Origin of the sequence: Corynebacterium lipophilum (assembly GCF_024102595.1) — a bacterium.
GTDB lineage: Bacteria > Actinomycetota > Actinomycetes > Mycobacteriales > Mycobacteriaceae > Corynebacterium > Corynebacterium pseudogenitalium.
Genome location: NZ_JAEUWV010000004.1, coordinates 48,888 through 62,648 on the forward strand (window position 1 = coordinate 48,888; position 13,761 = coordinate 62,648).

Here is a 13,761-nt window from a genome sequence, read left to right on the forward strand (position 1 = left end):
ACTTCGAGAGGTCTATCCCCTAAACTTTGCGCATGCACAAGTTGACCTCCGGCGCCCTCGTTGTCGCCCTGACCGGCACCGCCGTCACCGTCCCCGCCACCATCAACCCCACCGCCCACTACGCCGAAGCGCAAGGCCTCCTCGGCCTCGGCGGGCAGGCGTTGCAGGGGCTCGTCGAAAAGGGCGAAGCCAAAGTCGCCGAACTCGAATCCCAGCTATGGAAAGCCGACCTGGCGCTCAAGGGCGCGCAGGCTGTCCTCGAGATGAAGCGCTGGGGCGTCGTCCTCGCCATCGGCGAGGAGAACAAGAAGGCCAAGCAAGCCGAGTACGACCAGCAGAAACTGCTCGTCGACTCCGCCGAACTCCTCGTCCGCACCACCAAGACCTCCCTCGACGCCGCACGCAAAACACTCGCCGTGACCAAGAAGCAGCTCGAGGACTTCAACGGCAAAGACCCATCCGCCTACGAAGACGCCCCCGAACCCGACATCAAACCCGTCGCCCTGCCCACCAACCTGCGCGAAGCCCTTGAGAGCATCACCGCGCAGCAGGAGGCAGTGGCCAAGCGCCAAGCACTTTTCGACGAAGCCGACTCCGCCTACACCAAACGCAAAAAAGAAGTCGACTCCAGCTGGTTCAGCTGGCTCGCCCCCTCCAACACCAAGGAGCTCGAGGGCCTGAAGAACCGTCGCGACGCCCGCAAAGCCAAACTCGACCTCGAACAAGCCCGCCTGGACAACATCACCCGCTCCATCGAACTCTTCGAAACCGTCGAAGCAGCAACGCCTTCGCACGAGGGCCACGGCGCCGACCGCTACGACGCCACCACCCCCACCAACATCGACGACGCTTCTCGACAGCTCGAGTTCGCCAACAGCACCCTCGAAGCCGCCACCCACCGCAAGGCCAACATCGAAGCCAACCTCGCCGCACTCACCGGATGGCAAGAGCGCAACCCATTCACCGGCTTCTGGCACAACGCCGACAAGTGGACCCTCGAACGCGCCCTCCGCGCCGTGGACAACGAAATCACCGACGCCACCAAACGCATCGCCGACAAAGCCGCCGCGCTGGAGGAACTGAAGAACGCGCCCGCGGAGACAGAGGCTTCTGAGACCGAGGCTGCCGAGCCTTCTGCAACGGTAGAGCCTTCTGCGGCTGCCGAGCCGACCGAGGAGTCCGCCCCGCGGACACCGGAACCGTCGGAATCTGAAGCAGCTCCGGAACCGTCGGAATCCGAAGCTCATGCTGAGCCCGAATCCCCCGAGACTTCTTCGGAGGAGTCCGCGGCAACCTCAACACCAGCGACAACGTCTACTTCAGCTCCGGAAGAGTCCGCCCCGCGGACACCCGAAGCTTCCGAAAACGTTGAACCTGCAGACACTTCCGCCGAACCCGAAGATCAAATCGATATCGACGAGCTCACCCACAACCTCGACGAGGCAAAGAAACTCGAGCAGGACATGCTCGATCTGCAGAAGCTGCTGCAGCAGTACATCAACAAGCCTGAAGCCGAGACAACCAAGCCGTCCGAGTCGCCCCAGGATGAGGCATCCGAGGCTGAAGCACCCGAGGCTGAGGTCTCACCAACGACCGTGACCGAGGTGTCCGCGGCAACCACAGCACCAGCAACAACGGCTGCCCCAACCTCGGAGGTGTCCGCCGCGCGAACAACGCAAACGACTGAACCGAGCGCTGAGGATTCCGCCGCGCGGACAACCGAGGAGACAGCACCCACTGCTGACAGTTCCGCCGCGCGGACAACCCCGACCGAAATTCCTTCGAGTGAGCAGTCCGCCGCGCGGACAACTACTTCGGCAAAGCTGTCCACGGTAGCCGTGGCCCCTGCAACCTCGTCCGAGGTGTCCGCCGCGCGGACAACTGAAGCCGCAGAGCCAACGATTGAAGTGTCCGCGGCAACCTCAACACCAGCGACAACGTCTGTTCCAACTTCGGAAGTGTCCGCCGCGCGGACAACCGAAACGACAGAACCGGCTACCGAGGATTTCGCCGCGCGGACAACCACTTCGGCAAAGCTGTCCACGGTAGCCGTGGCCCCTACAACTTCGTCGGAGGTGTCCGCCGCGCGGACAACCGAAGCCGCAAAGCCAACCACCGAGGTGTCCGCGGCAGCTTCGGCACCAGCGACAACGGCTGCCCCGACCTCATCGGAAGTGTCCGCCGCGCGGACAACGGAGAGGCCAGAACCCACTGCTGAAAGTTCCGCCGCGCGGACAACCGAAACGACAGAACCGGCTACCGAGGATTTCGCCGCGCGGACAACCACTTCGGCAAAGCTGTCCACGATAGCCGTGGCCCCTACAACTTCGTCGGAGGTGTCCGCCGCGCGGACAACCGAAGCCGCAAAGCCAACCACCAAGGTGTCCGCGGCAACCTCAACACCAGCGACAACGTCCACCCCAACCTCGGAGGTGTCCGCCGCGCGGACAACCGAGGAGACAGAACCGACCGCTGAGGATTCCGCCCCGCGGACAACCGAAGCCGCAAAGCCAACCACCGAGGTGTCCGCGGCAACCTCAACACCTGCGACGAGGCCGGGAAGTTCCGCGCCGCGGACAACTAGCCAGGCGCCGGAAACTACGCAGCAGGCCAAACCAACGCAGCAGACGGAAGGGGCTGCGAGTGGGGCGGAGGGGTCGTCGGCAAGTAGCTGGCTGTGGCTGATCCTGCCGCTGCTGCTGGCGCTTGGGTTCGGCGGTGCGGCGTACGCGGACCTGATTCCGGGCGTGCGGCTGCCGAGGATGTAGCGCGCGCACCAGATTCCTTGTTTTTCGCGGGGCGGATTTGGAAAAGCCCTGGTCGCGGGAAGCACGTGAGGGAATTTGGTGTGCGTAGAGTAAGGTCTGAGTGCCAATGGACGCAACCTCTTTTGGGCTAGCTATTCATACTAGCTGGTAATAAAAGTGCTGGATGTTTAGGCTTGCGTCTTTTGGCACTGGCCCCCGGGAAGAGTCGGGAAGACTATCCTAGGCTGAACTTTGAGCCCCGAGGCCCCTCCTTTTATGCCCGCCGGGGCTGTTCCATTGACTGGAACGTGGGTTTTAGCCAATTATTCTTCCGTTTAAAGTCACTCCCACAGATGACACAGATCACAGAGGGGAAGTGGCTATGAGTAAGATCGCAGAACTCATTGATCCGGTCGGAGGATACGTTTCCGGCAAGATTTTCGCCGACGAGGACATCTACCGCCAGGAGTTGGAGACCGTCTGGCAGCGCACTTGGGTGTTCCTTGCGCACGAGTCGATGCTGCCGAAGCGCGGGTCCTACATCCAGACCTACATTGGTGAGGACCCGGTCATTGTTGTGCGCCAGAAGTCCGGCGAGGTCAAGGCGTTCCTGAACCAGTGTCGCCACCGCGGTATGCGTATCTGCCGCGCTGACCGCGGTCAGGCGAAGTCCTTCATGTGTTCCTTCCACGGCTGGTCTTACGACCTTGAGGGCAACTTGACCAACATCCCGCATGAGAACAATGCGTACCCGGAGGGCATCGATAAGTCGAAGTTGTCGGCGATCAAGGTGCCGCGCATCGAGAACTACAAGGGCTTCATCTTCGGCTCCTGGGATGAGACGATCCCGCCGCTGGAGGAGTACCTGGGCAACGCGAAGTACTACCTGGATGGCTACATGGACCGCTACGAGGGCGGCATGGAAGCCATCGCTGTACACAAGTGGGTCCTGCCAGCGAACTGGAAGTTCAACGTTGAGCAGCCGACGTCCGACATGCAGCACTCGGAGATCTCCCACGTCTCCGCGGTGGAGGCGCTCAGCTCCGGTTCGGACACCTTCGACCGCAAGACCGGCCGCAAGAAGGTCCCGGAGGGCCGCCAGTTCCTCAGCCCGTACGGTCACGGCGGTGCGTTCTTCGGCAAGCGTGACGCGGAGATCCCCAACACTGGCCCTGCGCTGATCGAGTGGGAGAACACCATCCGTGACTCCATCGTGGAGCGCCTCGGTGAGTTCCGCGAGGTCCGCGGCCACATGAACGTCTTCCCCAACTTCATGCTGCTGGGCAACTACACCTTCCGCGTCACCCACCCGCGTGGCCCGAACGAGATGGAGATCTGGTCCTGGGCGTTCGTGCCAAAGGACGCGCCGGAAGAGGTCAAGGAAGCCATCCGTGTCGACGTCATGCGCACCTTCTCCCCTGGCGGCATGTTCGAGCAGGACGACGCCGAGAACTGGGAGGAGATGCAGCACATCCTCCGCGGCGCGAAGTCCCGCGAGACCGGCTTTACCTACAACATGCGCCGCGTCCCCGTCAGCTACGACGATGACGGCTACCCAGGCGCATCCACGGCACATGTCTACTCGGACAACGCCGCGCTGAACATGTACGGCTTCTACCGCGACCTGATGGAAGACAAATCTTGGGAACAGCTCAAGGCCGAACGAGGGGGCGTTCCGGAGGTTGACCAGCGAGACTTCACCAAGGTGATGGATCCGGAAGCAGCAGCGGCAGCTGCAGCCTCTGACGGTGCTTACGAAGGCAACGTCGATTAGTCCCTAGCTTTTACACGACCTTTGAAGGAGAAACCCATGGCGAGCAACAACACGCAAGCGTCAGAGGCAGTGACCCAGGCCCCTGCCGGTGCGGAAGATGAGCGCCTCATCGCGCGCTTCCTGTACGACGAAGCCGAAATGATGGACAACATGCAGTGGGAAGACTGGCTCGACTGCATGCACGACGACGTCGACTACTGGGCGCCGGTCCGCGAAAATCGCGTCGCCCGTGAGCGTAAGGAAGAGTTCTACCCAAAGGGGACGTCGGTCTACTTCGAGGAGACCAAGGAGTTCCTGCGCCAGCGCGTGGTGCGCCTGAACACCAACATGGCGTGGGCCGAGGAGCCGCCGTCACGTTCGCGCCACATGCTGACCAACCTGCGCATTGACGAGCGTAGCGACGGCGCCTTCGCCGTCCGCTCGAACTTCCTCATCTACCGTTCCCGCGGGGAGCGCTACGAGGACACCATCGCAGGTGAGCGTCGCGACGTCATCGTACGGGCACCGGAGTCGCGCTACGGCTTCCTGGTGCTGGAGCGCGAGATCCGCTTCGATATGGCAACCATCCTCGTCAAGAACTTGTCTCTGTTCTACTAAAGAAAGGAAACGCTCTTGAGTACACAGATTGAAACCACGAACCTCCTGCGCATCGGCGTCGTTGTCTACGATCTCGACGCCAAGATCAAGGAGTACTCCCGCATCTACGGCATCACCGACTGGGACACCGCCGAGCACGCACCGACCGACGCGGTAGCGCACGGCCGACGCTTGGCGACGACCCCGGGAACCTGGCGGAGCGCCGTCGGCACCACCCCGGCCGTGAACGGCGAGAAAGGCCCAGGCGGGCGCCCGGCGTCGAGCCTCACCTTCGAGATCATCGAACCAACCGGCGGCGAGAGCCCCTTCAACGAGTTCCTGCGCACCAAGCGCGAAGGCATCGCGTTCCTGCAGGTCCGCTCCACCGCGGCCAACGACGAGGCGGTCGCGGAGCACTTCAAGGCGCTCGGCTACGACATCGCCTACACAGCAACTGTCGACGGCGCCACGCGCACCTTCTACGACACGCGTGAGAACCTGGGCGGCTTCCTCGTCGAGATGCTTCCGGCAACCGCTACCGACCCAGCCCAGGTGAGCACCGACACCCGCCCGCCCCAGCCGGTGCAGGGCATGTACCACTTCGGTGTCCTCGTGCACGACGTCATGGCGGCGCTGCCGCACTACCGCGACGTCTTCGGCATCCAGCGCTACGAGATGAAGACGTGGGAGACCGGCTTCGGCCGCCTGGACAAGCCCTACTACCGCGGCAAGGACGGCGACACCGGCTACTTCACCGCCCAGGGCACCGCCGGCGACTTCGGCTTCGAGATCATCTCCGTCAACCACGGCGACTGCCACTACAACCGCGAATTCTTCGATGAGCGCGGCCCGGGCATCCACCACTACTTCGCGTGGATGACCACGGAGGACTCCGAGTGGGACGAGGTCGTCGCCTCCATGACCGAGGCTGGCCACCCACTGTGCATGGGCTCTAACCTGCGCGGCGGCGCCGCCGAGTTCGGCTACTTCGACACCTTCGACGCGCTCGGCGGCTACCTCATCGAGATCGTCGCGCGCCGCGAGCCACCGAAGCCGGAGTTCGCCGCGCCGGACTGGATCGTCGACTTCGAGGAGCTCGTATGATCCGCATCGTTCATCGCGGAGCTACCGATGCTCCAGAAAAGCTTCTTCACGACGTCGCATCCCTCCGCCAGCGCGACGGCATCAAGCAAGCCGAGGCCTATCAAACCCTGGCGGTCGAGGACGAGGACTGCGCCGTCGCGATCCTCGCGGAGAGCGTGTCCGACTACGCAGAGATCGTCGAAAAGCTGCCGGAGCTGCCGCACCTGCACACATTCGTGCAGGACGGCACGACGGAGATCTACGAGCAGTCCAAGTACATCCTCGCCGACGGCGTGTGGACCCCAGAAGCAGGCTACGACGCCCGCATCATGTGGCCGGCGCGCGGGCCAGTCAGCATTGTCATCCAGAACGCTTTCGTCGAAAACCCTGAGATGCGCGCGCTGACCGCCCAGGAAATCACCGAGACCCGCCGCGAGCCGGGCTGCCTCTACTACGCGTGGATGGAGAACCTGGAACTGCCCAATCACCTCATGCTGCTTGAGGTGTGGGCGGACCAGACAATCTACGACCATCACTGGTTCGGGCGCATGGCCACGGGCGAGTACCGCGGCAACTCCGGACGCGAGGCCGCCACGCCGCAGCGCGGAGAACTTACCCGCGAGTTCTACCGCCAGCAGTCCTTCGAATACCACTACGGACGCCTTCTCCCTGAGGCAACCGAAAACTATTCCCACTCCGTTGCGTGGTCCGCGCGCTAGCTGACCACCCCATCCCTTTCAGGAGACCCACATGACTAACATCACCCATGCCCCGCCGGTAGACCTCGCGAAGCATGAGCGCACGCCGAAAGAGCGGCGCCTCGCCCTTGGTTCGTCCTTCCTCGGCTCCACCGTGGAGTACTACGACTTCCTGCTCTACGCAGCCGCCGCGGGCCTGGTGTTCCCGCAGCTCTTCTTCGCGAACATCGACCCGAAGCTGGGCACGATGCTCTCCTTCGTCATCCTGCTCACCGGCTACCTCTCCCGCCCGATTGGTTCGATGGCGTTCGGCCACTTCGGCGACAAGTACGGCCGTAAGAACGTCCTCGTGATCACGCTGATGACGATGGGGCTTGTCTCCATCTCGATCGGCCTGATGCCGTCCTCGCAGATGATTGGGCCGGCCGCTCCGATTCTGCTGGTCATCCTGCGCATCATCCAGGGCATCGCGATCGGCGGCGAATGGGCCGGTGCCACCCTGATGGCCATGGAGAACTCCACCGCCAAGAACAAGGGCTTCGGCGCCTCCGTCGCCATCGCTGGCGGCCCAGCAGGTGCCATCTTGTCGACGCTGGTCCTCGCGATCTTCGCGAAGGCTTCCGGCGACAACTTCGCCAACCCCGAGCAGTACTTCATCACCGACTGGGGCTGGCGCGTTCCGTTCCTGTTCTCCGCAGCCATCGTCATCGTCGGCCTGTTCATGCGCGCCAACGTGAAAGAGTCCCCAGAGTTCGAAGCCGCCCGGCGCGCCGGCAAGGTGCACACCGGTGTGCCGCTGGTCCGCATGCTGAAGGAGGCTCCGCGCGAGCTGGTCCTCGGTGCGCTCGCCGGCACCGCCGCACTATTCGTGCAGGGTCTGCAGGGCTCGTTCATGGTGCCGTACATCGTGAACGCGACCGCTGAAACTGAAACGCCAGTCGGCCGCTCTACGGCGCTGATGATGGTTACCGTTGGTTCCGCCATCGCGATCTTCGTCATGCCGGGCCTCGCTGCCCTGTCTGACCGCCTCGGCCGACGCCGCGTCATGCTGGCCGGTGGTTTGGTCTCCATCATCGGCATCTGGATCGTCTTCAACATGATCGACTCCGGTGACCCAACCAAGATCTGGATCGGCATGGTCCTGCTCGTATGCGTGGTGCAGCCCGCACAGTACGGGCCGATCGGCGCGTTCATCTCCGAGAAGTTCGTCCCCGAGCTGCGCTACACCGGCTCCGGTATCACCTACCAGGCGGCGTCCATCCTCGGCGCTGGTACCGCACCGCTGGTCGCGACCCGCTTCGTCTCCCCGGAGACCGGCCTGACCCCGCTGGCCATCATCATCACCGGCCTGTTCGTGGTCTCCTCGCTGGCGATTTACTTCTCCAAGGAAACCGCCCAGAGCATGGGCCACGCGGAGCGCTTCACCAAGACGAATATGTTCAAGGGCTAGCACCGCAACACAAACGCCCCGGAGTTACTCCGGGGCGTTTTCTTATTGCTTAGTCGACCGGCTTCACCAGCCGCCGGGCAACCGGGGTGAACGCCCCCACGATAAACCCGAGCGTCAGCGCTGAGACGATCGTCGCCTCACGGGCAGCCTCAAAATGGCCCACCCACAATACGGACAGCACCAACGCCAGCAAAACACACACGATGTCAAAGACCAGCTTGACCTTGTAGAACGGTTTTCGACGCAGCGTCGCAACGGTAGCGACGAAGCCCTCGCCCGGCAGGAATACGGCGTTGGCAGTAGCCAGGATTGCCACGCCAAAGCCGAGCACCACCAACCCGACCGCGACGAGCGCAACCTGCGCCGCGTAATTCGTCGACACCAGCGGGCGGAACACGTACATCCACCCGTCCAAACTCACGCTGCCGACAAGCAGCGCGGGCAGCTGCAGCCAGTACCGGCGAGGGAAATCCTGACGGAGCATCAACCACTGCGCCGCAATGAGGAACAGGTTCAGCGCAAACGTCCACCCGCCAAAGCTCAGCCCACCGATCAGCGTCATCGCGTACACCGGCGACGAGACCGGCGGCGTGCCGAGCTGACTGGTCGTCACAAGAGCGGTACCGGCCATCATCACCACAATGGCGAACACTGAATATGCGTAGTCTCTCGGCCGCGCCGAGTGTTTCGAGTCGCTCACTTGCGATACCTCCTTGATAAGGACTTGTTAAAAACCAGGGACACCCAAACATTCCTGTCTGAGTGCCCCTGAAGTAGTAGTCAGAATGTAATTACTGCACGCGCATGCTTGCAGCCTGCTTGTACGCCTCCCACGCCTTACTTGCCTGGGCGTTGAGCGTTGCCACCGCAACGAACCTGTCCGGGCGGACAAGCACCGTACCAACCGCGCGGGTATCAAAGAAGCCCTTCAGCGCACCCGTGATGTCCGAGACAACCTCGGTGTCCGCCGACACGTACTCCTTCGCCCACTCGACCTGCGTCGGGCTGACCGCACACACCAGTTTGACGTTCGCCTTTGCCATCTCAGCGAGCTGCTCCGGCGTGAACAGGCGGGCCGGGTCCACGCCCCAGGTCACCACGGCGTGGTTGAGGCCCAAGGCGTCGTCGAGAAGCACCTCAGCGCCGTTGTACTCGACCTTCGGCTGGATGATCTGCAGGCCCACCGGCGACATCTTGTTCACCGCAACGCGCGACGTGACGATGCGCGGGCGATGCGACGGATCATTCGAACGATCCGCAACGCCAGGCTTCAACGTCGCCTGATCCACCACCGCGCCACGGCCGTAGCGCGGCACTGGCTTGAACTTCATGTCCGCGAAGTATTCCTTGACACGCGGCGAAAGGTTCATCAGCTTCGCCGCCGTGTCGCGCACGAACGCCACCTTCTTATCCGTCGGCTTAATCACCGTGCCGAACGTCATCGACAAATCGATCATGGCCTTGGCGTGGTCGCGGCGCTCGACATCGTAGGTATCCAGCAGCTCCGGGCTGAAGTTGCCCTGCAGCACGCCGGCGAGCTTCCACGACAGGTTCGTCACGTCGCGGATACCCGAGTTGTACCCCTGGCCCATCCACACCGGCATCAAGTGCGCCGCGTCACCGGCAATGAGCACGTTGCCCTTCCGGAACGTCCGCGCCATCCGGCCGTGGTGCGTGAACACGCGGCGACGGATCACGTCCAGCTTCGTGCCCTCCGGGATGTGCTCCGACAGCAGCTCCTCAATGAAGGCATCCTCGTCGACCTTCTCGGTCGGCTCGTCGTCGAACAGCATGAACTCCCAACGACGCACCCCGCGCGGCAGGCCAATGGACACGTACGGGCGGTTCGGGTCGGCACCGAGGTACACATTCGGGGCGCCCAGCGGATCGTTGTTGACGTCCACAACCACCCACCTTGTCGACGGCGACTTCCCCTCAAACTCCGTCCCCATCCACTTCCGAGTAAACGAACGGCCGCCCTCACAACCAACGAGGTACCTCGCGGTGATCTGCTCCTGCTCGCCCGTGCACTCCTCCCCCTCTTCACCACGCACGACCTCAAAGGTCGCGCGGACGCCACCCTCAACCTCCTCGATCTTCACCAGCTCACGGCCAAACGTGGTGGTGACGTGCGGGAACCTCGCCAACCCATCGAAGGAAGCCTTATCCGCCAGCGGCTGCAGGAACCCAAACTTACGAGGCCACCCATACGGCTCACCCTGCGGGTTATTCGTCAGGATGACGTTGCCGGCACCATCGACCAAGCGCATGATGTGGTGCGGAATCGTGTACGGCCGGAACTCCTCCGCCAGGCCCATCGCCTGGATGGTGCGCATGGACTCGTCGTCGAGGCCGACCCCGCGCGGGTAGTCAATCAGTTGGTCACGCTTCTCCATGACTGCGACCGAAACACCACGGATGCCAAGCAGGTTCGCCAGCGCTAGGCCAACCGGTCCCGTACCGATGACCAGCACATCAACGTCTGCATTCAGCTCTCCCATGGTGTTCGCTCCTTGACTTTCGACAATAGATCCAGCACAGTGAGTCACCTCACTTTCGCATGTGTTTCTAGTTCTAATCACAGGAGTAAGTTGACGCATCTCCAATTCCGCCTTTCGGAACATGTGAGAGCGGGTGCGCGCACCAGATTCCTTGTTTTTCTCGGGGCGGGTTTGCAAAAACCCTGGTCACGGGAAGCGCGTGAGGGAATTTGGTGCGCAGTCTACTCAGATTTGCTCTCGCGCTTGATCAGCGGCTCCAACTTGTCGCGGAGACGCGCCTTCCAGTCGGCGGCGGCCTCCTCGTAGCCTTCCTCGTGCGAGTGCATGCCGCGGTGGGTGAATTTGACGCGGGTGTCGCCGTCGGGGGCGTCTTCAAGTTCGAAGATGATGTCGGTGTCGTCCCACTCGGGGTCCTCGAGCAGGTTGCCGGTGGGCTCGACGCGCCAGACGAGGCGGTCGCCCTGCTCGGCTTCGGAGACGTAGAGCTCGGCGAATTGGTCGTCGTTTTGGAAGTGGAACTCGCCGCCGGCGGTGTCTGCAGAGCCCTCGATGGTTTCGTCCCACCACTCCTGTGGCCTGGTGATTGCGCGGAAGACTTCGGTGCGGCTCGCCGGGACCTCGAAGGAGGTGGAGAAGTCCTTCACGGCGCGGAATTTGGTGCCGTCGGAGAACTCGTAGTCGGGCATGGCGCCGTCGGGGTCGTAGATGGAGACGTCGAAACCTTGGTCGCGGATCTGCTTGATGCCTTCTTTAATCAGCAGGCGCCCGGCCTTGTTGAAGGAGGTGACGTGGGAGACGTCGAGCACCAGGCGGTTGCCGGCGAGGCGGTATTCACCGAGGTCGTGGAGGATTTTCTCGGCGGCAGTGAAGTTGATCATGCCCTGGAGTTGCACCACGGTCTTCGCTTCTCGACGATCCACCGTCCGGATCCCCGGCGCCGCGTAGTAGTCGGCGCTCATCAGGTTGAGGCCGAGGGATTCGGAAAGCTCGCGGAAGATCTTCACGCCGCGTACCGAGTTGCCCTGCTTGTCCAGGCGCGGGCTCAGCGAGGCGATACCGAGCTGCCCGGGCATCGTCCCGATGAGGCCACCGGCCACGCCCGACTTGGCGGGGATGCCCACGTTGACCATCCAGCGGCCGGAGCCGTCGTACATGCCGGCGGACGTCATCACGGCTTGCGTCACCCGGCTAGCCGCAGCGGACATGATGCGCTCGCCGGTGATCGGCTGGACGCCGCCGTTTGCCAGGGTGGCGGCCATGACGGCGAGGTCGCGGACGGTGACCAGGATGGAGCACTGCTGCGTATACGAGTTCACGGCGTCGTGGGCTTGGTCTTGGACCATGCCGAACTCCCGCAGGAGGTGGGCGATGGACAGGTTGCGGTGCGCGGTGGCCAGCTCGTCCTCGAGGATATGTTGGTCGATGCGCAGCTCGCGGCCCGCAAGCCGGGAAAAGAATGACCGAATCTTCTCGACGCGGTCTTCGACGCTCGAATCCGCCCCGTTGATGAGCTGGTTCACGGCGATGGCGCCCGCATTGATCATGGGGTTTGAGGGCCGGTTGGTGGCGTCGTCAAGTGAGATGGCGTTGAAGGCCTCCCCCGAGGGCTCAACCCCCACGACCTTGTGTACTTCTTGGGCGCCGAGTTCCTCGAGTGCGAGGGCGTACACGAACGGCTTCGAGATTGACTGGATGGAGAACTCGTAGCTGTCGTCGCCGACGGAGTAGAGGTGGCCGGACGTGGTGCACACGGCGAGGCCGAGCTTGTTTGGGTCGGCGGTGCGCAGCGACTCGATGTAGTTGGCGGGCTCGCCGGCGTCGTCGTCGCGGACGAGGTCAAGGATCTTATCGAGGTACGCAGGCACTGGAGTTGGCATGCCGCCAGCTTACTTCCCACATAACATCCCACATAACATCCCACATGTGGGATGTTATGTGGTATGTTCCACCGAAAAAGTGGTATGTAGGACGAGTTCACGCAGGTCAAACAACATAACACTTACATCCCACATGTGGGATGTTGGGTGGTATGGCGGACGAGGTCAAGGATCTTATCGAGGTACGCAGGCACTGGAGTTGGCATGCACGACAGTCCAGAGCTTTGCACCTATCGACGCCCACTCTTTCCTCTTTGTCTAGTTTCCTTGACATAGTGGCGCGTTTTCTTTACTGTTTGTCGTAGGCGCTTACAAAGCAGAAAGGAGCGCTGATGCCAGACACACACGAAAACATGGTCCGCAAGTGGCGGCGGTGGCAGGAACTCTCCCAGGCCGAGCTCGCCGCACAGGTGGGAGTGTCCCGCCAGACCATCGCCAACATCGAAAAAGGCAACTATTCCCCCTCCGTCCACCTCGCACTCGACATCGCACACACCCTCGGCAAGACCGTCGAAGCCCTCTTCGGCGACGAACAGGAAGGATAACCCCATGCTGAAGCAGTACGGCGATAAGAAGATCGCCCTGGCAAACCAGAGCACCGACGACGAATACCAGCAGCAGATCCTCCACCAGTCCAGCACCGTAACCTCGGAGACGCTGTTGTACACCACCACGTTCATCATGGCGGTCCTCGCCTGGGTCCTGCCCGAGGGCGCAGCCACCTACTCGCTGCTCGCGCTTGTGCCCGGCCCACTTGCACAAGCTGCAGGCGCGCTGTGGATGCAGAACTACGCCCCGCGCCCGCGCCCGTACAAGCTTTTCACGCTGTCAACGCTACCCATCTGGATTTTCCTCGCAATCACCTTCGCCGGCATCGCGGTAAAGGACCTCAACGGGGAGGCCGCCGGCACCATCGGCATGGTTATCGGCGCACTCGTCGGCGGTGCCGCAGCCGCAATCTTCGCCCCGCGCTGGCAGCGCTCGCGGCGCCGCAGCGACGAAGAGCGACTGGACCAAAATCTCGAAGATTAATAAACACGAGTATATTCGTGTTT

At 62.6% G+C, this 13,761-nt stretch carries 11 protein-coding genes and 1 pseudogene; 8 read left to right on the plus strand and 4 right to left on the minus strand.

Translation table 11 applies throughout. The features are described from left to right. The first annotated feature begins 32 nt into the window (after positions 1–32). The 6 genes from JMN37_RS04880 (at position 33) to JMN37_RS04905 (ending at position 8,328) form a co-directional block, all read left to right on the plus strand. Positions 33–2,768: a hypothetical protein gene (locus JMN37_RS04880; protein WP_252931193.1), complete on the plus strand. Its 2,736-nt coding sequence runs from the start codon at positions 33–35 to the stop codon at positions 2,766–2,768. A 361-nt stretch (positions 2,769–3,129) separates the two neighbouring features. Further along, a complete protein-coding gene (locus tag JMN37_RS04885; RefSeq protein ID WP_070363325.1) occupies positions 3,130–4,521 on the plus strand; it encodes an aromatic ring-hydroxylating oxygenase subunit alpha in 1,392 nt (463 codons plus the stop codon). A 36-nt stretch (positions 4,522–4,557) separates the two neighbouring features. Next, positions 4,558–5,118 (plus strand): aromatic-ring-hydroxylating dioxygenase subunit beta, encoded by a 561-nt coding sequence (locus JMN37_RS04890; RefSeq protein WP_071573677.1) that lies wholly within the window; start codon positions 4,558–4,560, stop codon positions 5,116–5,118. A 15-nt stretch (positions 5,119–5,133) separates the two neighbouring features. Next, the gene (locus JMN37_RS04895; RefSeq protein WP_252931194.1) at positions 5,134–6,201 is read left to right on the plus strand and encodes a VOC family protein; all 1,068 of its coding nucleotides are present in this window, start codon (positions 5,134–5,136) and stop codon (positions 6,199–6,201) included. Then, complete coding sequence (locus tag JMN37_RS04900) at positions 6,198–6,899, plus strand: putative quinol monooxygenase (RefSeq protein ID WP_252931195.1); 702 nt, start codon at positions 6,198–6,200, stop codon at positions 6,897–6,899. Before JMN37_RS04895 ends, JMN37_RS04900 begins: the two co-directional genes overlap by 4 nt. 31 nt (positions 6,900–6,930) lie before the next feature. Beyond that, on the plus strand, positions 6,931–8,328 hold the full coding sequence (locus JMN37_RS04905; RefSeq protein ID WP_252931196.1) for an MFS transporter: 1,398 nt from the start codon (positions 6,931–6,933) through the stop codon (positions 8,326–8,328). A 49-nt stretch (positions 8,329–8,377) separates the two neighbouring features. Here JMN37_RS04905 and JMN37_RS04910 read toward each other — a convergent pair whose 3' ends face one another. From JMN37_RS04910 to JMN37_RS04925, 4 genes and pseudogenes are all read right to left on the minus strand, one after another. Continuing rightward, entirely contained in the window at positions 8,378–9,028 is a 651-nt protein-coding gene (locus tag JMN37_RS04910; protein ID WP_252931202.1) for a DUF6198 family protein, read from the minus strand. A gap of 91 nt (positions 9,029–9,119) precedes the next feature. Then, a complete protein-coding gene (gene mhpA / locus JMN37_RS04915; RefSeq protein WP_252931204.1) occupies positions 9,120–10,829 on the minus strand; it encodes a bifunctional 3-(3-hydroxy-phenyl)propionate/3-hydroxycinnamic acid hydroxylase MhpA in 1,710 nt (569 codons plus the stop codon). Between the two features lie 221 nt (positions 10,830–11,050). Beyond that, positions 11,051–11,473: an SRPBCC family protein gene (locus JMN37_RS04920; protein WP_252931253.1), complete on the minus strand. Its 423-nt coding sequence runs from the start codon at positions 11,471–11,473 to the stop codon at positions 11,051–11,053. Further along, a pseudogene (locus tag JMN37_RS04925) lies at positions 11,465–12,706 on the minus strand (glutaminase); the annotation flags it as partial. The gene JMN37_RS04920 and the pseudogene JMN37_RS04925, both read right to left, overlap by 9 nt. A 332-nt stretch (positions 12,707–13,038) precedes the next feature. Between JMN37_RS04925 and JMN37_RS04930 the strand changes: the two are divergent. Then, positions 13,039–13,251, plus strand: coding sequence for a helix-turn-helix transcriptional regulator (locus tag JMN37_RS04930; RefSeq protein WP_070363332.1), 213 nt, complete (start codon positions 13,039–13,041; stop codon positions 13,249–13,251). Positions 13,252–13,255: 4 nt separating this feature from the next. Then, a complete protein-coding gene (locus JMN37_RS04935; protein ID WP_252931205.1) occupies positions 13,256–13,738 on the plus strand; it encodes a hypothetical protein in 483 nt (160 codons plus the stop codon). Positions 13,739–13,761: the final 23 nt, after the last annotated feature.

What these genes read in the sequence shown, in the direction of transcription:
- JMN37_RS04880 (WP_252931193.1), top strand. Translation starts at nt 33, where the DNA reads ATGCACAAGTTGACCTCCGGCGCCCTCGTTGTCGCCCTGACCGGCACC.
- JMN37_RS04885 (WP_070363325.1), top strand. Translation starts at nt 3,130, where the DNA reads ATGAGTAAGATCGCAGAACTCATTGATCCGGTCGGAGGATACGTTTCC.
- JMN37_RS04935 (WP_252931205.1), top strand. Translation starts at nt 13,256, where the DNA reads ATGCTGAAGCAGTACGGCGATAAGAAGATCGCCCTGGCAAACCAGAGC.
- JMN37_RS04890 (WP_071573677.1), top strand. Translation starts at nt 4,558, where the DNA reads ATGGCGAGCAACAACACGCAAGCGTCAGAGGCAGTGACCCAGGCCCCT.
- JMN37_RS04900 (WP_252931195.1), top strand. Translation starts at nt 6,198, where the DNA reads ATGATCCGCATCGTTCATCGCGGAGCTACCGATGCTCCAGAAAAGCTT.
- mhpA (WP_252931204.1), bottom strand. Translation starts at nt 10,829, where the DNA reads ATGGGAGAGCTGAATGCAGACGTTGATGTGCTGGTCATCGGTACGGGA.
- JMN37_RS04905 (WP_252931196.1), top strand. Translation starts at nt 6,931, where the DNA reads ATGACTAACATCACCCATGCCCCGCCGGTAGACCTCGCGAAGCATGAG.
- JMN37_RS04930 (WP_070363332.1), top strand. Translation starts at nt 13,039, where the DNA reads ATGCCAGACACACACGAAAACATGGTCCGCAAGTGGCGGCGGTGGCAG.